This is a genomic window from Cyanothece sp. BG0011 (assembly GCF_003013815.1).
In the GTDB taxonomy this organism is placed as follows: Bacteria; Cyanobacteriota; Cyanobacteriia; order Cyanobacteriales; family Microcystaceae; genus Crocosphaera.
Map to the genome: position 1 here is coordinate 36,069 of NZ_PRLH01000096.1, position 21,073 is coordinate 57,141.

At 37.7% G+C, this 21,073-nt stretch carries 17 protein-coding genes; 10 read left to right on the plus strand and 7 right to left on the minus strand.

The window, feature by feature from the left end; translation table 11 throughout:
- The first annotated feature begins 1 nt into the window (after position 1).
- Positions 2-1,288, plus strand: coding sequence for a hypothetical protein (locus C4E06_RS12445; protein WP_107668353.1), 1,287 nt, complete (start codon positions 2-4; stop codon positions 1,286-1,288).
- A 315-nt stretch (positions 1,289-1,603) separates the two neighbouring features.
- Here the strand turns inward: C4E06_RS12445 and C4E06_RS12450 are convergent, their stop codons facing one another.
- Entirely contained in the window at positions 1,604-2,254 is a 651-nt protein-coding gene (locus C4E06_RS12450) for a class I SAM-dependent methyltransferase (RefSeq protein ID WP_107668354.1), read from the minus strand.
- 138 nt (positions 2,255-2,392) lie between these two features.
- On the opposite strand from C4E06_RS12450, the gene C4E06_RS12455 reads away from it, so the two are divergent.
- Complete coding sequence (locus C4E06_RS12455; protein ID WP_107668355.1) at positions 2,393-2,848, plus strand: hypothetical protein; 456 nt, start codon at positions 2,393-2,395, stop codon at positions 2,846-2,848.
- A 180-nt stretch (positions 2,849-3,028) separates the two neighbouring features.
- Here C4E06_RS12455 and C4E06_RS12460 read toward each other — a convergent pair whose 3' ends face one another.
- Positions 3,029-5,041: an iron uptake porin gene (locus tag C4E06_RS12460; RefSeq protein ID WP_107668356.1), complete on the minus strand. Its 2,013-nt coding sequence runs from the start codon at positions 5,039-5,041 to the stop codon at positions 3,029-3,031.
- Positions 5,042-5,390: 349 nt separating this feature from the next.
- On the opposite strand from C4E06_RS12460, the gene C4E06_RS12465 reads away from it, so the two are divergent.
- From C4E06_RS12465 to C4E06_RS12475, 3 genes are all read left to right on the plus strand, one after another.
- Positions 5,391-6,656: a folylpolyglutamate synthase/dihydrofolate synthase family protein gene (locus C4E06_RS12465; protein ID WP_107668357.1), complete on the plus strand. Its 1,266-nt coding sequence runs from the start codon at positions 5,391-5,393 to the stop codon at positions 6,654-6,656.
- 44 nt (positions 6,657-6,700) lie between these two features.
- Positions 6,701-7,444, plus strand: a complete 744-nt coding sequence (locus C4E06_RS12470) for a cytochrome c biogenesis protein CcdA (RefSeq protein ID WP_107668358.1) — start codon at positions 6,701-6,703, stop codon at positions 7,442-7,444.
- Positions 7,445-7,701: 257 nt separating this feature from the next.
- Complete coding sequence (locus C4E06_RS12475) at positions 7,702-9,057, plus strand: cytochrome c biogenesis protein (RefSeq protein WP_107668359.1); 1,356 nt, start codon at positions 7,702-7,704, stop codon at positions 9,055-9,057.
- Between the two features lie 13 nt (positions 9,058-9,070).
- Here C4E06_RS12475 and C4E06_RS12480 read toward each other — a convergent pair whose 3' ends face one another.
- From C4E06_RS12480 to C4E06_RS12490, 3 genes are all read right to left on the minus strand, one after another.
- Complete coding sequence (locus C4E06_RS12480; RefSeq protein ID WP_107668360.1) at positions 9,071-9,577, minus strand: hypothetical protein; 507 nt, start codon at positions 9,575-9,577, stop codon at positions 9,071-9,073.
- A 21-nt stretch (positions 9,578-9,598) separates the two neighbouring features.
- Positions 9,599-10,225, minus strand: coding sequence for a triacylglycerol lipase (locus C4E06_RS12485; protein ID WP_107668361.1), 627 nt, complete (start codon positions 10,223-10,225; stop codon positions 9,599-9,601).
- A gap of 296 nt (positions 10,226-10,521) precedes the next feature.
- Positions 10,522-11,451 carry a 2-keto-4-pentenoate hydratase gene (locus C4E06_RS12490; protein WP_107668362.1) on the minus strand — a complete coding sequence of 310 codons (930 nt, stop codon included), beginning with the start codon at positions 11,449-11,451 and terminating at the stop codon, positions 10,522-10,524.
- Positions 11,452-11,560: 109 nt separating this feature from the next.
- Between C4E06_RS12490 and C4E06_RS12495 the strand changes: the two genes are divergently transcribed.
- Positions 11,561-14,050 (plus strand): phospholipid carrier-dependent glycosyltransferase, encoded by a 2,490-nt coding sequence (locus C4E06_RS12495; RefSeq protein WP_107668363.1) that lies wholly within the window; start codon positions 11,561-11,563, stop codon positions 14,048-14,050.
- On the opposite strand, the gene C4E06_RS12500 is transcribed toward C4E06_RS12495, so the two are convergent.
- Positions 14,045-15,040, minus strand: a complete 996-nt coding sequence (locus tag C4E06_RS12500; protein ID WP_107668364.1) for a glycosyltransferase — start codon at positions 15,038-15,040, stop codon at positions 14,045-14,047. The genes C4E06_RS12495 and C4E06_RS12500 overlap by 6 nt on opposite strands.
- A gap of 174 nt (positions 15,041-15,214) precedes the next feature.
- Between C4E06_RS12500 and C4E06_RS12505 the strand changes: the two genes are divergently transcribed.
- Complete coding sequence (locus tag C4E06_RS12505) at positions 15,215-15,424, plus strand: glycogen debranching protein (protein WP_107668365.1); 210 nt, start codon at positions 15,215-15,217, stop codon at positions 15,422-15,424.
- Positions 15,425-15,496: 72 nt separating this feature from the next.
- The gene (locus tag C4E06_RS12510) at positions 15,497-17,713 is read left to right on the plus strand and encodes an amino acid permease (protein ID WP_107668366.1); all 2,217 of its coding nucleotides are present in this window, start codon (positions 15,497-15,499) and stop codon (positions 17,711-17,713) included.
- Between the two features lie 264 nt (positions 17,714-17,977).
- Here C4E06_RS12510 and C4E06_RS12515 read toward each other — a convergent pair whose 3' ends face one another.
- Complete coding sequence (locus C4E06_RS12515) at positions 17,978-18,823, minus strand: lysophospholipid acyltransferase family protein (protein WP_107668367.1); 846 nt, start codon at positions 18,821-18,823, stop codon at positions 17,978-17,980.
- A gap of 163 nt (positions 18,824-18,986) precedes the next feature.
- Here C4E06_RS12515 and ahcY point away from each other — a divergent pair, with 163 nt between their 5' ends.
- On the plus strand, positions 18,987-20,264 hold the full coding sequence (ahcY, locus tag C4E06_RS12520) for an adenosylhomocysteinase (protein ID WP_107668368.1): 1,278 nt from the start codon (positions 18,987-18,989) through the stop codon (positions 20,262-20,264).
- A 132-nt stretch (positions 20,265-20,396) separates the two neighbouring features.
- The gene (locus C4E06_RS12525; protein ID WP_107668369.1) at positions 20,397-21,020 is read left to right on the plus strand and encodes an exopolysaccharide biosynthesis protein; all 624 of its coding nucleotides are present in this window, start codon (positions 20,397-20,399) and stop codon (positions 21,018-21,020) included.
- Positions 21,021-21,073: the final 53 nt, after the last annotated feature.

Genomic DNA, 21,073 nt, shown 5'->3' on the forward strand with positions numbered 1-21,073 from the left:
AATGGGATATTTTTTGAGTAAAATATTACAAAATGAATGGTATTTTGTTCTCTTAATGGGTGTATTGAGTCGAACAATTATCATTGTGACCATGATGGCGATCGCTCCTTTGGTATCGGTGCCATCAGAGCAAAGTGGGGTTAATTTTGGATGGGAAGTCTTTTCAGCTTGGGATAGTCCTTTATATCAACAAATTGCAGCCAATAGTTATGATAATTCAGGGTCAGAACCCGGAGCGAATGTGGCTTTTTTTCCCTTGTTTCCCTTATTAATTCGATTAGGAATGACCCTAGGCTTATCGGCTAATTTGGTGGGTATTCTCGTTAATAATACTGCCTTTTTTCTGACCTTATTTGTTGTTTATAGATGGATTAAACAAACGAATTCGCCTTTTGTTGCTCGTTGGGTTGTGGCTACTTTAGCTTGGTGTCCCTTATCTATTTTTGGCACAGTTATCTATACAGAAGGAGTTTTTTTACTATTCAGTAGTTTAGCGTTATTTAGCTTTGAAAGTAAAAAATATACTCAAACCATGGTGTGGGGAATATTAGCGACAGCGACTCGTATTACTGGACTGGCGTTAATTCCAACTTTTTTGTGGGTTGCTTGGCAAAAAAAGCTGCCCTTAATGGCTTATGTTGCAGGTTTGCTCAGTGGAGGAGGCACCTTTTTATACAGTTTATACTGTTGGTTTCATTTTAATGATCCCATTGCCTTTATTACTGTACAGCATACGGAGTGGCAACGGAAACAAGGAATTGACTGGGAAGGATGGGGTCGAATGTTGGCAGAAATTACCATTGGGGGCAAAAATTGGGCTGCGGGAACCATTGCCGATCCTTGGCATCCCTTTTTATTTCTCTTAATTATGGCCATTGCTTACGGATTATGGCATTATCGTGCTGCTATTCCTCAACCGTATTTTGACTATAGTTTATACAGTTTAGGCTTCTTCTTATGGCTGTTAAGCGGTGATCCTCTCTTAAACACCTTGTCTGTATTGGGGGGACTGGTACTATTATGGTGTTCTCGTCAACGCTTAAGTTTGGTGGTCTATGTTTATGGGTTATGTGCGTTGGGGCTATTATTAGCCTCCGGGGGAACCATATCCTTAAATCGTTTAGCTTATGGTATTGTTTCTTTATCCATTGCCTTAGGGGTTACCCTGTCGCGATCGCCTCGTTGGGGTTATTGTACCTTGGCCTTTTTTACGTTGTTATTAATTACTTTTTCACTACGGTTTGCTCAACATCAATGGGTAGCCACAATCATTAATATGATTGGTTGATGAGACAATAGGGTGCAATGGCTTAATTGCACCAAAAACCAATTTCAGTAGATCGAAAACTTACTTGTTTGGGCTGCAAGGGAGACGAGCGACCCCGGTCGGGTTCCCCGACAAGCGTGAACGCGCGAGGAGTGGGGAGAAGGGGAGATTGTTTTAAAGTATTTTAGAGTAAATAAAAGTTCAAAAGGTTATAAATCTCTAAGAATCTCAATCATATTCCCTAATTTTTTATTTTTATTCTATTTTCTTTCTCCTCCGCTCCGGTCTCCGGAGCTCCCCCGCAATCCTAACTAGGATCTTTGTGATCTACTTAATTTATGATGTCAGTTTATGGGAAATAACAGCATAAAATGGATCGGCTCCCATCATTCCTAACATTTGTAAAAAGCTAGGCAGCGGCGATACATTCATGACCACTTCTGGTTTACTAAACCCTGACACCGACCTAAAATAATTTTTAACTAACTGAAGTCTCATGGCATCAGTGCCATCACGCCAAGCAGAAATGGCTTTTTGATAAAACATTCGATTAGAAAAACTAACCATCACGATGCCACCAGGTTTAAGAATGCGCTGAATTTCTGAAAAAATCGCTTCAGGATATTGTAAATATTGAACCGAAACGGCAATCAAAACCGCATCAAAATCATTATCATCTAAAGGTAATTTCGGATTATCATTCAGATTTTGCAGAAAATAATGATCAAGGCGAGGATTTTTGGCCAACTCTTCTTGGTTCATTCCATGACCTTCTACATGGTCAAATTCCATCTCATCGGGAAGATGAGACACCCAACTACTCATTAAGTCTAAAATGCGTGTGCCGGGTTTTAAACGTTCTCGATAAAGATTCGTTAATTGATCGATAAATCCTTCATCAACATGGGTGACAAAACGAGGAGAGGCATAAAAATCTTGATCGTTACTGGGGTCAAATTTTTCTCTTTGATGAGGACTTAATAACATAATTAACAACAGTTTAGCTTTATTTCCCTAATTTTATACGATTCAATTGTTGAGATTCCCTTATTTATGGGACTGACATGGACTGAATCATTCAATATAGTTAACAGTGTAATCAATCTATTAGGTGGTTAACGCATCATGAAAGGAAATTCTAAAGTAAGTCATGCCGTATTTAGTCTTGGTTTTAGTTTAGCGTCTCTGTTAGGGACAACGATGATAGTTAATGCTATAGAAGCAGAGTATTTACTCTTAAATAGTTATTTTCGGGTTGATGGCAACCAACTTTCCTCTACGGTACAACCTTTACAGAATTCAAATGTTACACAATTTTGTTTACAGGCATCTCACAATGTTTCTTGGTGGAAAGGCCTAAAAATCTTAGATGGTCAAGGAAAACTCATTAATTTAATTGTCACACAAGATGATTCTCGTCTAAGTTGTACGTCAGATATTCAAAATTCTCGTTTAGCCGGTGGAAAAATAGAATTTTGGAAGGCTAAAACTTTTGGTGCTCACACTTATATGGATAGTGCAAGAATTGATGTTAACCAGGTTAAAGGTAAGAAAATAACTATAAATTGGATTAATGAATAGAATAGCATTACAGTTAAGACATTTCTAATTCCTCAAACCTAGTTACAGCATACTGTTGCTTGTTCCCTAATCCCTGTATTCTGGCCTTCCCTAGCACGTAATGTTATATAAAAGAAAAAACCCTGTATATAACAGGGTTAACTAATACTTGAGCTTAGATCAAACTAGGGTTATCAAACTTTAGAAGGAGAAGGTTCCGCGAACGGTTCCAATGACTTCGTCGTCAGCACCCTGGATGTTAACAAATTGGTCGGGGTTAGCGATCCAGATAACACCAGGAGTAATAGAAATGTTATCAGTCACTTGATAACGATAGAAGACTTCAGCCGTCACAGGGTTACGACTGGGAAGTTCAAAGAAGTCGGCTGTGGTAGGACGGTTACGACCACCATGATAGGGTTGAACCCCTGCAAAGATACCTAAGAGGTTTCCTTCTTTGAAGAGATCGGGGAAGGCGAAACCACCACCACCGGTCCAAACTTCAGCACTTAAACCACGACCGATGAAACGAACGTTAGTGAAAGAACCAAAGGCACTGAAGTTCATCCATTCAGCGACACGCCAGGTGAATTCACCACCATAACTGTTGGTGACTTTACCACCGATATCGAAGGGGTTAACAGGAAGTAATCCTTGGTCGTTAGCTTCGCTGTTATATGCTGGGGTACTGGTTCCGGGAGCACCGATAGAACCAGCAGCAAAGGCGTTATTTAACTCAGAACGAGAGAAGTTAGCAAAGGAAGTACCGACTTCTCCAGGTCCGAAAGGAATACCAGAACCGAAGATAGGCGCATCAGGTTTATGGTAAGCGTGAACGTAGGTGAAAGCGATATTAACCACGTCGAAGAGGTTAGTATTAACTTGTGCTAAAGCACCATAGTTACCGTTGAATAAGCCGTTACCGCCATCACTTTCTGCATATTCAAATCCGGGAGTAGCAGGGTTGTCGGCATTACTGTTTTGACAACCACGGATGCTACCATCGGGGTTTTGTCCACCACCGTTGAGACAAGGATCGTTAGCGGTTCCTGCTAAGTAACCAAAGCTAACAGAGGTCGGACCGAGTAAACTTTCTAAGAACCCAACCTGGAAGCTCATACCAGCACCAGCACCACCACCGATACGGTAGATGGGGTTACGTTGAGCGAAGGTACTCAAAGAACCTTTACCGCCGTCAAAGTCCTCGAAGAAGGGGTTTAAGGTAGGGACGAAGTGGTGCCAACGTCCACCCCAAGCGGTGATGTAGGTATCAATTTTGAAGTTGTTTAAAGGTTCAATGGGCGCGTAGTAACCAACCCAGTCAATGGTTACGTCGTTGTCTTGTTCGTTCCGACGAGGCCCAATGTTAAAGGTTTGAGTTGCGGTGGGGTTAATTAAGGTATTTTCTTCAAAGGCAATACCAATGGGTTGACCGGTGGCAGGGTTGATAACTCGTAGGTTAGGCTCGTTTAATGTAAAACGGTCAGTTCCTGTACCTGTACTGGCAGATAAACGGGTAACTAAGAGGTCTTCCCCACTGAAACTGGTGTTGAAGCTTAAGCGAACCCGGTCTTGTAGCACGGCCTGGTTGTCTTCAGAAGAACGACTTCCACCAGCGGCCGTTGCCGCCATGATCACTTCACCGACTAACTTGGTGGTAGTGGAGAATTGGTGATCTTCTAAGAAGGCAACCCGACCTTCTAAGTTATCGACCCGCGCCCCTAATGCAGCGAGTTCCGCTTCAAATTCTTGCATTAAACGCTTGAGCTTTTCGATGTCTTCCCGCAGTACCGCAACGTTTTCTTGGATTAAACGTTCCATGGTGTTTAAACAAGCGTTTAAACCTGCAGCGAATTCCCAACGGGAGGTGGCGCGGTTGCCTCGGAACGTACGGTCAGGATAACCAACGATACAACCGTAACGCTCAACTAAGCTTCTTAATGCTTCGTAAGCCCAGTCAGTGGGGGAAACATCCCGCAATTCACTCACACTGGTAACCTGATCGTTACTGTTAGAGTTACCTTCTTGGCTGTAATTTTCAAGCTTTTCTAATAATTCGTCTTGTGCTTGGGCAAGTTCTACCCCTTGGGTTGCACTTTGATTAAATTCAAACTCAGACTGGGCTGTACTTTCAGCAGCAGCATGGCTAGATGCTAGTACAACTCCCACGAATGCTGGACTAACCAGCAAGGTTTTCCATAATAATTTCAGCATTTTCAGCTTTCCTCACACCATTAGATTGACTACAGAGTTTATAGCCTCACTCATCATCCCATTATACACAGCTTTTTTGGATTGGTAGATAGATAACTTTAACTTTTGTCTAAAAAGGTCTGTTATTAGTTTTTCTAACGATCAAACCTAAAATTGTTAGGTTATTGACGTTACTATCTATAAGTATTTGTCCGCTATGCTGGCACTGTGAGTATGAGTTACGTATTAGTCTAGCGTTAATTTTTGTCAGTTGACCACTCTATGTTAGAAAATTATTACATAAGGAATAGGTCATGGCTCATAATTTACATTAATTCATAACAGTTCTTTGACTTGGTATTAAGTATTGATGAGTATTAGTGCTATTTTACAAAGCTTTCAACGGTTTGGTGTTCATCTGGGGTTAGAACGGATTAAAAGTTTATTAAATCAACTGAATAATCCTCAGCAAAACATCCCGATCATTCATGTGGGGGGAACCAATGGCAAGGGTTCGGTTTGTGCCTATTTATCTTCCATTTTGACTGAAGCTGGTTATCAAGTGGGGCGTTATACATCTCCCCATTTAATTGATTGGACGGAAAGAATTTGTCTGAATAATCAACCCATTTCAGAAGTTGAACTTGAATCTATTTTACTGAAAATACAAAATTCTCTTGATATTACTCACGATAGTCCGACACAATTTGAAATTATTACAGCAGCCGCTTTTCTTTATTTTGCTCAGAAAAAAGTGGATATTGCTATTATCGAAGTGGGGTTAGGGGGTCGTTTAGATGCCACTAATGTTTGTTCTAATCCTTTAGTGACAGTCATAACGTCTCTGAGTCGAGAACACTGGCAACGTTTAGGACCAACAGTCAAAGATATTGCTGGCGAAAAAGCAGGGATCTTTAAGTCACACTGTCCGGTTATTATGGGTCAAGTTCCTGATGAAGTTAAATCGGTTTTTGAGTCTCAAATTAACGCTTTAAATTGTCCTTCTATTTGGGTCGAAGCTGCCCACCCAATTAATAATAATTCTGCTATCTATAAAAATATTGAGTATCCCTTACCTTTACTCGGGAAAATGCAGTTAAATAATTCTGCGTTAGCCATCGAAACCATAAAATTATTACAGGAAATAGGTTGGAATATTACCGATGAGCAGATTAAACAGGGTATTAAAAAGACTCAATGGTTGGGGAGAATACAATGGATAAAATGGCAAAATTGTTCTATTTTAATCGATGGAGCCCATAATCCGGCTGCCGCTAAAATGTTACGTCATTATGTTGACACTTTGGATAAGTCTGTTATTTGGATTATGGGAATGTTATCGACCAAAGAACATGATAAAGTCTTTCAAGAATTATTGAAAAAAAATGATATTTTATATTTAGTTCCTGTCCCTGATCACAGTACAGAAAACCCTGATAATTTAGCAAGATTAGCAGAGGAAATATGTCCGCAATTAACAGCAATTAATAAGGAAAAAGACGTTTTTTCTGCTCTAGAAAAAGCAATCAATCATCAACCATCTGACCAAATCATTGTTATAGCAGGTTCTTTATATTTGATTGGTCATTTTTTGGCTAATATCCAATCCCATACCAGTCAAGGTCAAGAGAATTAAGTTATAATCAAATATAAGTCACTCTATTGTCATCGTTTTTGATTATGCTTGATGCTTTACAAACTCAACTTTATCATCTTCAACAATTTGCTAATCGCTTAGTTTCTCTAGAACTTGATCATCTTAGTTTGATTAGTGTTGCTATCATTTTTTTAGCAGGATTATTAACCAGTTTAACTCCTTGTATGCTGTCGATGTTACCCATTACCATTGCTTACATTGGGGGTTATGAATCTCAAGGAAAATTGCAAGGAATGCGTCAATCGACTTGGTTTTCTTTGGGGTTAGCTACGACTTTAGCCGGGTTGGGTATTCTAGCAGCATCTTTAGGAAAAGTTTATGGACAAATTGGCGTAGGATTACCAATTTTTGTTAGTGTGGTTGCTATTTTAATGGGGTTAAATCTCCTAGAGGTTATTTCTTTTCAATTTCCCTCTTTAGGAGAAACAAATTGGATTTCTGATGAGCTTCCCCCCGGAATTCGTTCCTATTCTTTAGGGTTAACTTTCGGTTTAGTTGCTTCTCCTTGCAGTACCCCAGTTTTAGCGACATTATTAGGGTGGGTTGCTACTAAACAAGACTTAATTTTAGGAGGAGTCTTATTATTAGCTTATACGGTGGGTTATGTTCTTCCTTTAATCTTAGCAGGAACCTTTACCGCTACTCTGAAAAAGTTGTTAGAATTACGTCGTTGGTCTACTTGGATTAATCCCGTTAGTGGGGTTTTCTTAATTGTATTCGGGATGTTTTCTTTATTATCTCGCTTACCCTTAAATAACTTGTCTTAACTTATGAAGATGATGATAGTCGTTTCACCTTGCTTTTTCTACTTATTAAGAGAGATAACAGGCGCAAACCTTTTCCATTATGTATATAATATCATGTCAAGTCAAAATTAACCAGCAATTTTGTGACAATTTCAGCTTAAAAAAATATTAAGAATGACACTATTTTCAAGGAAAGATGGTGGTGAAAAACAAGATAAAATAAAGATCGCAACTAACCAGCGATCGCTTTATAATGAAAGTAAGATAAGGTGTTTATTATGACAATATCTGATACTCCTCAAACCCCTGACAATCTATCCTTACCGAAACAAGGATTTAGACAACTGATTAAAATCGTTGCTGATCTTCGTTTAGCCATTGTTCTCTTATTAGCGATCGCTTTATTTAGTATTAGTGGAACTATCATCGAACAAGGTGAAAGTATACCTTTTTATCAACAAAACTATCCCGAAGATCCGGCCTTATTTGGCTTTTTAAGCTGGAAAGTTATCTTAATTTTAGGACTCAACCATGTTTATACAACCTGGTGGTTTTTATCCCTATTAGTGCTGTTTGGCACTAGCTTAACCGCTTGTACCTTTACCCGTCAATTTCCGGCGTTAAAAGCAGCGAGAAAATGGAATTTTTACCAGAAACCTCGGCAGTTTCAAAAGTTAGCCTTAAGCACAGAATTAGACATTGAAGACATAAATTCTGTAAACGATATTTTAGAGCAGAAAGGTTATAAAACCTTTCAAGAAAATAAGGCAATTTATGCTAGAAAAGGAATCATCGGAAAAATAGGGCCGATTGTGGTTCATGCTGCCATGTTAATCATATTAGGGGGTGCGATTTGGGGCGCATTAACAGGATTTTTAGCCCAAGCAATGGTACCCAGTGGCACTAATTTTAAGGTTAATAATATTATCGAAGCAGGTCCCTTATCTCAACCACAAATCCCGACAGATTGGGGAATTCGAGTCAATCGATTTTGGATTGATTACACTCCCGATGGAACCATTGATCAGTTTTATTCTGACCTTTCTGTGATTAATAATGATGGGGAAGAATTAAAGCAGAAAACAATCTATGTTAATGAACCTTTACGTTATAATGGTGTTACTTTTTATCAAACTGATTGGGGAATTGCAGGAGTTCAAGCACAAGTTAATAATAGTCCCATTTTCCAGCTTCCCATGGCCCCGTTAGATACCAATGGAAACGGTCGAATTTGGGGAACCTGGATACCCACAAAACCCGATTTAAGTGAAGGGGTTTCTTTATTAGCCAAAGACCTACAAGGCACGATGATGGTTTATGATCAAAAAGGGGATCTTTACAGTGCGGTAAGACCTGGAATGATCTTAGAAATTAACGGAGTCAAACTAAAAATTTATCAATTAATTGGTAGCACAGGATTACAAATTAAAGCCGATCCGGGTATTCCTTTTGTGTATACTGGTTTTGGTTTATTAATGATGGGTGTGATCATGAGTTATGTATCTCATTCTCAAATTTGGGTCTTACAAGAAGATGAACATTGTTATATTGGCGGAAAAACTAACCGATCTCAAGTTACTTTTGAACGGGAATTATTGGGGATAATTGAATCATTAGAACCCCAAAAAAGCTAAGAAGTAATAACCCTTAACTTAACCAAATTAACCCACCAATAATGATAATAAATAACCCTAACGCTAACCCAATAAACCCATTATCTTTGGTATCCATTTGACTAATATCTTCTAAGTCGAGGGATGTTTTTTTAATGGGTTTAGTCGCTGGTTTTGCTTGCACATAGCGAGGGGTTGGGTTATCTTCTGAGGTCGTTACAGGAATTTTCGTCATCCATGCTTCAGGACGCTTTAACTGAGGTGCTTTAAGAATGTATAATATCCGTTGACTTTGTTGACGAATCCCTAAGTTAGGATGACGGGTTAATTCTTCACAAAGGGCGATCGCATCATCCATCTTATCTATTCCTTGATATGCGGTGACTAGAGACAGTTGAACCTCTCCTCCTAACTTTGAAGACGGGTTAACTAACGATTTTGCTTCTTCGAGAGTTTTGACGCTAGTCCGATATTGTCCCCGGTCTAATAATGCTTGTCCTTGTTGATATTTTAGTTTAACTTGTTCTAACTTAGAATCCATCGTTACAATAAGTTTCTTTTTTTACAGTTTAGCGGATATTTTGTTGATTTTCAGGGGTTTAGAAAGGGTATGAGAAATGGTTTTTAGAAGTTTCTGATTAGTTACCATTTGTTCATGGATTAAAACAGGTAACTTTATCTCTTCTCCTATGTCTATTTTAGAACTGGATGCAGGAAAAATCATCAAATCAAAAGGAGTCCAAATTACGGTAACATCAATCTTAGTTAAAGTCGTTTCTAAATCCTTATTTAAGTCTTGTAAAAATTGACTATTAGGACGCATTTGCTTAATTCCTGGGTTGGGTAATGCGTAAGCAGTAATCGTTCCATTATTGGGGGCAGAAATATTAATATAACGTTGAACTTTTTCCACTCCTCCTAAACGTTGTAAATAATAGCGAGTGACTAATCCTCCCATACTAAACCCAATTAAATCAATGGGTTGTTTAGGGTCAAAATTGTTGTGAATATAATCATGAACTTGTTGGGCTAAATGTTCTAAATGACCATCACCATTATTAGGTTTAAGGGATAAACGATGAACCGACCAACCTAAATTAGTCAAATAGGTTGTCATGGTATTAAATTTAGCTGATGTATTATAAATTCCGTGGACTAATAGAACTGGATTACAATTATTTTTATTCATAGTTAATCTTTACAACTTAATCTATTTTATCAGATGTTAGTTAATAGGTGTTGTCCAAGAAACGGGAACAGCTATGACATCAAGGGTTTCGTTATTAGCGATCCTGTTTTCCCAGTCTGTAGGGTGGGCAAATGCTTAATGTAAAGAATAAGGACACTTAATGGTTAATTTTGCCCACCATTATCATTTCTAAGGTGGGCAAGGATTAATCAATTCTTAATTGAGCGAAAAATTATCTCCTTTTGCCCACCCTACAAACTGAATTTCGGTTATTTTTTATCATAATTCAGATAATTTTATTCAAAAGTAACAATAATTGTTTGTGTTTCACTTTTGGGTAATCCTTCATATTCAGCTAAAATCATTTTTCCTGCTTCTACTGGTATCAAGGGTGTGATACTTCCTAATGATAATAAATCACCTTTTTTCAAGGTTTTATTTTGAGATTTTAATCTTTCTTTGATCCAAAATACGACATTTAAAGGATCACCTAATAAAGCATTACTATTCCCTTGAACAATGATTTCTCCTGACTCATCTATTAAGGTGACAGAAATATTTTTAAGACTATTATTTGTGTTTGTTTCTTGATTTAACGCTATAACATCACCGACAACCCCTAATCTTGCACCTGCATTAATTGCGGTCAACATTTCACCATTAACTTTGATGTTTTGATCATAAACTAAATCAGGTAATTCTAGAAAAGGTATTACTGCATCTAAATATTGTAAGGTTTCTTCGGGTGTGGTTGCGTCATTAATTTTTTCACTGGCGACTCTTACCATTAAATCACCTTCTATCATGGGTTTTGCCCCAAACTTACCAGGAACTTTTGTTCCTGAGGGTAATAACATATTTTCTAATAATATTCCTAATAAGGGTTGATTAACGTTAAAGGTTTCTTGTGCTTTTGGATTCGTTAATGCTGCTTTATAACCAATTAATTCACCTTGAGAAGAACTTAAAATATTAATAACTTTTTCTTGGATAATTTGTGCTTGTTCCGATGTCAAGTTATCGTTAAATTCTGTAATAATTCGCTTGTTTAAGTAAGCATTAGCAATTTTTTGCGCTATGGTTTCAATCTCTGTTGAGGAGAAATTACTAACTAAAATAGGTAAATTATCTTCATTTTTATGATCAATAATTTTAGTTTGTGCTATAACCTTGAAAAAAGGGAAGAAAATAAGAGAAACAAGAAAAAATAACTTAATTTTATTCATAAATAATGATTAATGTAAGAGAGTTGATCCTGAACAGAACAATTATATCTAAGCTTTCGTCTATAATTGAGTAGATTATAATCTAAAATTTTAATTATAACCATTCCCTATGTTACGTAAAAAATTCTCTGCCTCTCAAGTTCGTATTTGGATAATTTTAGGATTAATATGGTTAGGAAGTAATCTATGCGATCGCTTATGGTTAAGTTTAGATCACTCTCTCCCTGCTTGGGATCAGAGTAATCATTTAACCAAGTCTCTACAATATTATTATAGTTTAAATTCTCCTGAAATCTTTAATGGAGAATGGTGGCGTAGTTTTTGGATGTTATCAACAAAATACCCTCCTATAACTTACATTATTGGGGCATTTTTTCAAAAGATTTTTGGCTTAGGAAATGATCAAGCTCTCTTATCAAATTTATTATACAACGGAATTTTAATTGTTTCAGTTTATATCATTGGCAAAACCTTATTGAATCCTAAAGTTGGGTTATGGAGTGCAGGGTTAACTCTATTATTTCCCCGTTTATATCAAACCCGTTTACAGTTTTTACTTGACACCCCTTTAATGGTATTAACTGTTGCTTGTTTTTGCTGTTTAACGGTATGGAAATATGAAAATAATAGACAAAAACAATGGTTATGGACAATAATTTTTGGGGTTGGTTGGGGACTTGCTTTATTAACCAAACAAAGTGTTATGTTTTTCCTGTTTACTCCTTTAGTTTGGTTAGCAATTAGTTATTTATGGCAAAAAAAATGGGAGAGAATTCTACAATTATGGGTAAGTTTTCTTGTTTCTAGTTTACTGTGGTTTCCTTGGTATCGAACGAACTGGATTTATTTATTTAGTACAGTCCAAAACTCCAATGCTATTCCTGCAACTTATGAAGGTGATCCCCCTCTTAATACTATAGCTGCTTGGACTTATTATTGGCAAGATTTACCTTTAGCTGTCGGTTGGGTATTGTTATTAGTTCCTGGGGTGGGATTATTGTTACATTTATTAGGTAAATTTCCAAAAGATAAAGATAATATTGAGAATAAAAAAGTCATCGAAAGCATGAAATGGTTAGGGGTTTATTTTGTTGGATCTTATTTAATTTGTTCAGCCATTTTTAATAAAGATACTCGCTATATTATGTCTTATCTGCCTATTTTAGCTGTGTTTTTAGGCTATGGTTTAACCCGATGGCGAGGAAAATGGCAACCGGTTCGATGGATAACTGTATTGTTAGCTATTGTCGTAATGATTACTAATTTATTTCCCATTCCTAGAACAGAAAAATTTTCTTTATTCTTAAGTCCTGGTGTCGCTTTTCGTCCCTCTTTAGGTCAAGAAATTCCTGTTAAAGATATAATTGAAACGGCACAAGAAACTACACCTTATCAAATCGTAAATTTAGGAGTTATTGCTAACACTGATAACATTAATCATAACACGATTAATTATTATGGTCAGTTAGCTAATTTTCAGGTTTATGGAAGAGAATTAGGAAATAAAGAAGAATATATTGAACAAGATAGTGTTTCTTTTGATTGGTTTTTAAGCAAAACTGGAGACAATGGTTTTGCTAGGGAAAATCAATTAAAATTTGCTGACACTTTAAACAATAATCCAGACTTTAATCTGATTGAAACCTGGAAAATGCCGGATCAAAGTTTAGTTAAATTATATCATCGCAAACAAGCATCGGTTAAAATTCAACCAATTACTAAATCTGTTGATAAAATTCGCTTAGATAGAGTGATTATTCCTCAACAAGCTTCTTCTAATTATCCTATTCCTATTACTTATGAATGGTCAGGAAATTGGCAAGAATTACAAAATGGTTTAGTGTTATTATCTTGGTATCCTGAAGGAATCAATAATAATAATTATCAAGTTGCTTGGATACATGATCATGGAATTGGGGAAGGAATGTTATGGGGAAACTTCCCTGATAATCAAGGGTTTAAAGTGACGGAAACGATGGCAATGTTGCCTACACAAACTATCAAAAACGGTAACTATAGTCTTAGGGTAATGTATCTTAATCGTCAGACGAATGAAAGTTATTTAATACCTGTACCTGATGTCACTTTAACTATTAATAATAGCCTGAATTCTTTACCCTCTCCTCAATTAGATTTAGGAACTCAATTGCGCAATGTTTCTATTAATTTAGGGGAAGGAATATCAGGGTTAGATACTATCTTTAGTAAAGTTGGCCGTTTTAATCAATATGATCCCATTCAAGACTATCTTAAACAAATAGAAATAGCCCTAAAATATCGCTTAGATCACTATCCTCAAAACCATCAGTTAAACTGGACTTATGGGTTAGTATTATCTCAAGTATTACAAGAAGATCCCCAAGAAGCGATCGCAGCTTTAAAACAACTGATTAATATTGCCCCCAACAACCCCTATCACCATGCTTATCTTGCTTTTGTGTATTTATATAATTGGCAACCCAATGCAGCAGAAAAAGCGTTAAAACCTGCCCTTGAAATGCAGCCTAATATTCAAGAATTCAAAGCATTAGAAGGTATTTCTAAACTGATGCAAGGTAATTTTATCAAAGGATGGCAATTGTTATCTCCTATTTTATAAGTTTGATTTAGAAAAGATTTTTTTCTGAACTTTTCTGAGGAATAACTGAACCATTTTGAGTTTAGTTAAATCCTGAATATCTCCTTTGAGTTGTGGTTTATGATCAAAAAAGAAGTTAATTTCTTCTAAAATAGTTTCTAATCGTTGGATAATATTTTCACTTCTATATTCTGCTAAAATCTGAGGAGATAACGTTAATCTTTGCGGTGAATTAATAGCTTTTAAAATCCGTTTAACATCATACTCAGTTGAATAACCAGCAATTTTATAACAATTAAATCCTGGATCTAAATAATCAGATAGTCCCCCATTAATACTAGAAAAAACTTGACAACCACAAGCTAAAGCTTCCATTGGTTGTAGTCCAAACCCTTCACTAACACGCTGTTGCGCCCAATATTCTGCTGAGTCATAAAGATAAACTTTAGACCGATTAAATAACTTAGATAAATCATCGACAAAATGATCAATAAGCACAAGATTACATTGATTTTTTAAAGCAGGAACCAGTTGCTTTACCAAATAATCGGAGGATTTTCTTTCTTGAATTAAAACATCAATATCTCTTTCTATATTTAAGTTATTAAACTCATCAGAGATTTCATTAGGTAAATAATAGATTAAACTATTAGGAGATTTTTGACCCCAATAACCTAGGGTATTACGACTAACAGTTATAATAGGAATACTAGACGGTAAATTAAAGCCATATCCTGCACTATGAGCATGATAAATAACGTTATAAGACTTTAATTTTTTAGCCAGTTTAGGAACATCAAAGCCCCAACTAATCACAAAAATAACATCCTCTAAATTGTTTTGTTTTAAAACATCATCTAAAAAAAGATTGTCTGTTTCTTTTTGACGATAGATAACGATTTCAGAGGGACAAACTTGTTTAGCTAACTCAAAAGCTTTTAACTCTGCAAATAGTCCCCCACAAGCAAACTTTTTTCCGGTTCCTGGTAATAAAAAATAGAGTTTTCTCATTGTGATGGTTCCCCTGTTTTTAACGTTAACTAATATGCCTAAAGAAATAGTTGTTAATGACTACTGATTATTTTATCATTTTAAAACTAATTTATATTTTTTAACTTATAAAGGGTCAATTTTCAGCTATAATAAAGAATATAAAAACCATAGCTAAGACAATCATCCAATATTATGACTATTTGGGTAAACGAACAAATTGATCCCTCTGGAATCGTCTATTCTTGTATTGCTTGCTGCGATCAAACTGCAGCAGAAGATTGCCATCAAACCTGGGTCAATAACCTCACAGAAGACCAAAAAAAAGAAGGATGGGTAGCGAGTTTAAGAACCGTAGACTCTTGGGATGAAGTTCCTGTTAATGCCCTTAAATTAAGTGTATAAAACTAAGTTACAATTCCCGTCATTTCAAACTATAGGCATTACAATAAAAGAAGAAGAATATTCTTTTTAATTATGCCTTGGAAAATCAAGAAAACTTTAAAATTTATTAACCCATTCCCTTTTAATACTGCCCCTTCTCCCCGTAAAAAGTATAACACCTTTGAAGGAGTATTTAAGCCCACATTACTAACTATTTTAGGGGCAATTATGTACCTAAGAATCGGTTGGGTGGTGGGTAATGCTGGTTTATGGGGAGGGTTAACCATTGTCCTCTTATCGGTGAGTATTACCGTAGCGACAGGGCTTTCTATTGCTTCGATTGCCACCAATACACGCATGGGAGAAGGGGGACCTTATGCGATGATTTCTAAGTCGTTAGGGTTAGAAATTGGGGGAAGTGTGGGGGTTCCTTTATTTGTTTCTCAAGCCTTAGCTGCTGCCATGTATATCTTTGGGTTTCGAGAAGGATGGTTATTTTTATTTCCTGAACATTCCCCTTTAGTCATTGATTTTACTATTTTTTCAATCATTTTTATAATTGCTTATATTAGTGCTGGTTTTGCCTTTCGGGTTCAATATTTAGTTTTAATTTTAATCATTTTATCTTTAATCTCTATTTTTTCCAGTTCTCTGACTTGGCATAGTAATCAAACCTGGCAAGATTGGGGAGATTTTCCTAATATTAATTTCTGGGGTGTTTTTGCGGTCTTTTTCCCGGCAACCACAGGAATTATGTCAGGGGTTAATATGTCGGGAGAACTAGAAAATAGCCGTAAAAATATTCCCATTGGAACCCTCTCAGCCATTGCCTTAAGTACCATTATTTATGTCATTTTATGTTGGTGGGTTGCCCGTGCTGCTCCCCCTCAAGAACTGATTAATAACTATACCATTTTAGTAGAAAAAGCCCGATGGCAACCCTTAGTCTTAATGGGGTTGTTAGCAGCAACGTTTAGTGCTTCTTTGTCCTCTTTAGTGGGCGCGCCTCGTATTTTAACCGCCTTAGCCAAAGATGGGGTAATCCCTTGGGGCCAGGGGTTAGCCAAACTGTCAAAAAATGGAGAACCTCGTCGCGCTTTATTAGTGAGTGCCGGGATTGTTTTACTCGCATTATTATTAAGAGACTTAAATGCGATCGCTCCTTTAATTACCCTATTTTTCCTCCTAACGTATGCCACTATCAACCTGGTGGTGTTAGTCGAATCTAGTTTAGGGTTGATGAACTTTCGACCGACCTTTAAAGTTCCTATCATTGTGCCTTTGTATGGAATTTTAGGCTGTATCTTAGCCATGTTAGTCATTCGTCCCTTCCTAAGTTTAGTGGCCATTGCTATTGTTTTGGCTATTTATTTAAGGTTAGTAAGTTTACCCAAAGCCAAGCGTCCGGCTGACGTTAGAAGTGGAATTTTTACCGCGATCGCTCAATGGTCAGCTATGAAAGTTATCCAACTAGATTTAACCAATGTTCGAGCCTGGAAACCCACCTTTTTAGTCCCCATTGAAGACGGTTCACAGTTACTAGGAGAATTTCGCCTTTTATTAGATTTATCCCAACCCGAAGGCTTTTTACAACTCTTAGGAATTGTCACCAATAATCAAGGAGAAACCTTATCTTTACAGCTTAGAGAATTAGCCAGGTCCTTTCGTCATCATAAACTATTAACCACCATTTCCGTGATGAAAGTGAAGCTAGAAAGTGAAGGGATTATCACGGCATTACAAGCCTTACAAAGTGCCTTTTTTCGTCCCAATATTCTCTTTTTAAGATTTCCTGATCAAGCCAGTGATTGGGAGCAATTATTACCCGTTTTCAACGAAGCCAAACAGCTAGAAGTCGGGGTCATGCTATTAGGATTACATCCCAATGCAGGGTTAGGAAGAATGGAAGTCATTAATTTGTGGATTCGACCTCAGTTAGAAGATTTACCCATGATTGAACGATTAGAAAAAGGCAATACAGACTTAGCAATTTTAATGGCGTTGCGATTATCAAAAGCCTGGAAAGCGCAATTAAATATTATTTCAGTCATTCCCCAAGAAGAAGATAGAAAAGAAGCTGAAAATTATATTAATAGTTTAAGAGATTTGTGCCGTATTCCCACCACCGCTAACAGCTTAATTATTGTCGGCGAATTTCCCAATTGTATCGGCAAAACCCCTCAAGGAGATATGGACTTTATTGGCTTACAGTCTGTTCCTGATTTTAATTTTGTTCACAAAACAATTCATATGACCGGTTCATCTTGTTTGTTTATGAGTGACTCAGGTAGCGAAAGTGCTTTGGCTTAACTCAGCTTTTTATCATTTCATCTATATTGCTAGTCAAGACTGCATGGGAGCAGGGAGTGGGGGAGCAGGGAGAGAGATAATTTGTATCATTTTTTATTTCTATTTCATCTTAAAAAACTTAATGATTATAAACGAGAAATTGAGAGATTAATAAGGCGACGAGTCTACATTTACCCTAAAAAACTTTGAAATAATCTCCCCTTCTCCCTGCTCCGACGCTCCCATGCAACCCAAACAAGCAACTTTTTGATCGACTGAGTTTCCTTATTCCTTTCCACTATCAATCACCAATTGATCTAAAGCTTCCTGCATTTTGGTGGCCACTAAATCATAACAAGCATCCACATAAGTGCGATCGCGGGCGGCCTCTCTTCCATAGCGTTCAAAAACAATGGGCCGACAAACACGGGTATGAATCGGTATAGGCAGGGGAAAATTAGGGGCCGGTCCAATACCAATCCCCCAAGGTAAACCGAGATAAATAGGAAAAACTTCGGGATCAGTATCTTCGATCCAAGGTAGTCCCCATTGATGCAGCATTTTGACTTGTTCATAACAGTCACCCACGATAAATAAAGTTTCGTGGGACCCCACTGAAATCAGGGGAATGATAGTCACTTTTTCCCGTAACGCCAGTTTAATGAAGCCTTTGCGCCCCGCTAATTCGATTTTATGACGATCCTTGTAGGGGCGAAATACATCTTGTGCGCCTCCTGGATAAACTAACACCCCAGCCCCTTGTCTCAGGGCGGCAATGCCCATTTTAGGGTGGGCCTGAACTGCCCCCGCTTTAGCGGCTAACCGGGTGACAGGGGAACTCATTTTCCAAGCAGACTGGTGCATTAACCCATAACATAACCTTTCAGTGCCAAAACGACGAAACCAGTCGTACATCATCATCGACGTATCAGGAGAAGCTAACCCCCCGTTATGAGACCCCACTAATAACACTGGACCATGGGAGGGGATATGATGCCAGCCATCGGTTTTGACCCGAAAATAGTGGTCATAAAACCATTTCCAGTAAGGCATCAGCTGTTCTATAAATTTGGGGTCACGTTCATCCAGGGACCAACCCTGTCCTTGATGAGAGGTTTTTGGGGATTTCATCGAGCTAATTCTGATAGGCTTTGTAAACTTATGTTACTGCAAGAGCTTGATAAATTTCTACAATCAGTGAACAGTTCACTAAATAGCCAAAGGTTCGTAAAAATGTAAAATTAAGTTAAACTGGCCTCTTAGCACATCATTTTGATTAAGGACAACTTCTCCTATGGTTGCAACTCCAACTAAAGCGAAATACGACATTAAAGATATAAATCTGGCTGCTCAAGGAAGACAACGCATTGAATGGGCTGCCCGGGAAATGCCCGTTGTCCGCCAACTTCAAGAACGGTTTAGTAAAGAAAAGCCTTTCGAGGGTATTCGTATCACCGCTTGTTGTCACGTTACCACCGAAACCGCTAATTTAGCGATCGCCCTTAAAGCCGGGGGAGCAGATGCGTTACTCATCGCCAGTAACCCCTTATCGACTCAAGACGATGTGGCTGCTTGTTTAGTGGCTGATTATGATATTCCTGTCTATGCTATCAAAGGGGAAGATAACGCGACTTATCACCGTCATGTACAAACGGCTTTAGATCATCGCCCCAATATTATCATTGACGATGGTAGTGATGTGGTTGCGACTTTGATCAAAGAGCGTCAACATCAGATGGAAGACATTATCGGTACCACCGAAGAAACCACTACCGGTATTGTTCGTTTAGTAGCAATGTTAAAGGATGGGGTTCTTACCTTCCCCGCCATGAATGTTAACGATGCTGATACTAAGCACTTCTTTGATAACCGCTACGGAACCGGTCAATCTACCCTGGATGGTATTATCCGCGCTACCAACGTTCTCTTAGCGGGTAAAGTGGCTGTAGTGGCTGGTTATGGTTGGTGTGGTAAAGGGGTCGCCATGCGGGCCCGTGGCCTCGGTGCTAATGTTATTGTGACTGAAATTGACCCCGTCAGAGCCATTGAAGCTGCTATGGACGGTTTCCGCGTCATGCCCATGGCCGAAGCTGCTAAGCAAGGGGATGTTTTTGTTACGGTAACTGGTAATAAGCACGTTATCCGTCCCGAACATTTTGAAGTGATGAAAGACGGTGCCATGGTTTGTAACTCCGGTCACTTTGATATTGAAATTGACTTAAAATCTTTAGGGGCAAAAGCCACTGAAGTCAAAGAAGTTCGTAACTTTACCCAAAAATATACCCTACCCAGTGGTAAGGCGATTGTTGTCTTAGGTGAAGGCCGTTTAATTAACTTGGCCGCTGCTGAAGGACATCCTAGCGCGGTAATGGATATGAGTTTCGCTAACCAAGCGCTCGCTTGTGAATATTTAGTGCAAAATAAAGGTAAATTAGAACCCGGTATTTACAATATTCCTAAAGAACTCGATCAAGAAATTGCCAGCTTAAAACTCAAAGCAATGGGCATTGAAATTGATACTTTAACCCCTGAACAAGACGAATATATCAATTCTTGGACTGTGGGAACCTAATCTTAGTCATTCCATCGATAAAGGGCAAGCTATCTCAAGTCTTTTATAAATTTCGGGTAGGTCATTCCTACCCCTTTTTTTATGTGGTATATTGATCTTCAATCTTTTTAAAAATTTCTCAACAACACCCTTATGGCAAAATTATCCGTAGAATTAAATCGTTATTTTTTTCAAGAGGAACGTTCCTCGGATGTAAAATTAATTGATATTTTAGAGTTAGCTGGAGAACGAGTTTTTGGCTTTTTATTTGTAATTTTAGCCTTACCTTCTGCTCTACCAGTTCCGGCACCTGGTTATTCCATTCCTTTTGGAATTTTAATGTTTTTGTTAGCCATCCAACTCATTGCTGGAGCAAAAATTCCTTGGCTTCCTGAAAGGATGATGAAAGGTTCAATGAAGTTAAAAACGGTTCAAGCTTTTATTAAAAAAGGAAATCCTTGGTTACAACGAATTGAGTCCTTAACCCGTCCGAGAATGACTTATATTTGTGCTAGTGTTCCCGGCAGAATTATTATTGGAGTTGCGATCGCTTTAATGTCAATTTCGATGATGATTCCTATTCCTGGAACCAATACTTTACCTGCGATCGGTATTTTTGTAACGGCTTTTGGTCTTCAAGAAGATGATGGCTTTATTAGTTTAGGCGGCTTGGTTATTTGTTGTCTGGCTGCTGTTCTTTCTACTTCTATTATTATGGTGGCTATTTGGGGAGGAACCAGCTTAGTTGATATAATTAAAGAGGCTTTAGGTCGTTAATAGTTATCTCATTAATGATAGTTTGGTTAAGAACTTGTAGGGGTTTAGCATTG

What these genes read in the sequence shown, in the direction of transcription:
- C4E06_RS12515 (WP_107668367.1), bottom strand. Translation starts at nt 18,823, where the DNA reads ATGAAATCCCCAAAAACCTCTCATCAAGGACAGGGTTGGTCCCTGGAT.
- C4E06_RS12460 (WP_107668356.1), bottom strand. Translation starts at nt 5,041, where the DNA reads ATGCTGAAATTATTATGGAAAACCTTGCTGGTTAGTCCAGCATTCGTG.
- C4E06_RS12480 (WP_107668360.1), bottom strand. Translation starts at nt 9,577, where the DNA reads ATGGATTCTAAGTTAGAACAAGTTAAACTAAAATATCAACAAGGACAA.
- ahcY (WP_107668368.1), top strand. Translation starts at nt 18,987, where the DNA reads ATGGTTGCAACTCCAACTAAAGCGAAATACGACATTAAAGATATAAAT.
- C4E06_RS12525 (WP_107668369.1), top strand. Translation starts at nt 20,397, where the DNA reads ATGGCAAAATTATCCGTAGAATTAAATCGTTATTTTTTTCAAGAGGAA.
- C4E06_RS12485 (WP_107668361.1), bottom strand. Translation starts at nt 10,225, where the DNA reads ATGAATAAAAATAATTGTAATCCAGTTCTATTAGTCCACGGAATTTAT.
- C4E06_RS12490 (WP_107668362.1), bottom strand. Translation starts at nt 11,451, where the DNA reads ATGAATAAAATTAAGTTATTTTTTCTTGTTTCTCTTATTTTCTTCCCT.
- C4E06_RS12450 (WP_107668354.1), bottom strand. Translation starts at nt 2,254, where the DNA reads ATGTTATTAAGTCCTCATCAAAGAGAAAAATTTGACCCCAGTAACGAT.
- C4E06_RS12470 (WP_107668358.1), top strand. Translation starts at nt 6,701, where the DNA reads ATGCTTGATGCTTTACAAACTCAACTTTATCATCTTCAACAATTTGCT.
- C4E06_RS12510 (WP_107668366.1), top strand. Translation starts at nt 15,497, where the DNA reads ATGCCTTGGAAAATCAAGAAAACTTTAAAATTTATTAACCCATTCCCT.
- C4E06_RS12445 (WP_107668353.1), top strand. Translation starts at nt 2, where the DNA reads ATGGGATATTTTTTGAGTAAAATATTACAAAATGAATGGTATTTTGTT.
- C4E06_RS12475 (WP_107668359.1), top strand. Translation starts at nt 7,702, where the DNA reads ATGACAATATCTGATACTCCTCAAACCCCTGACAATCTATCCTTACCG.
- C4E06_RS12505 (WP_107668365.1), top strand. Translation starts at nt 15,215, where the DNA reads ATGACTATTTGGGTAAACGAACAAATTGATCCCTCTGGAATCGTCTAT.
- C4E06_RS12465 (WP_107668357.1), top strand. Translation starts at nt 5,391, where the DNA reads ATGAGTATTAGTGCTATTTTACAAAGCTTTCAACGGTTTGGTGTTCAT.
- C4E06_RS12500 (WP_107668364.1), bottom strand. Translation starts at nt 15,040, where the DNA reads ATGAGAAAACTCTATTTTTTATTACCAGGAACCGGAAAAAAGTTTGCT.
- C4E06_RS12495 (WP_107668363.1), top strand. Translation starts at nt 11,561, where the DNA reads ATGTTACGTAAAAAATTCTCTGCCTCTCAAGTTCGTATTTGGATAATT.
- C4E06_RS12455 (WP_107668355.1), top strand. Translation starts at nt 2,393, where the DNA reads ATGAAAGGAAATTCTAAAGTAAGTCATGCCGTATTTAGTCTTGGTTTT.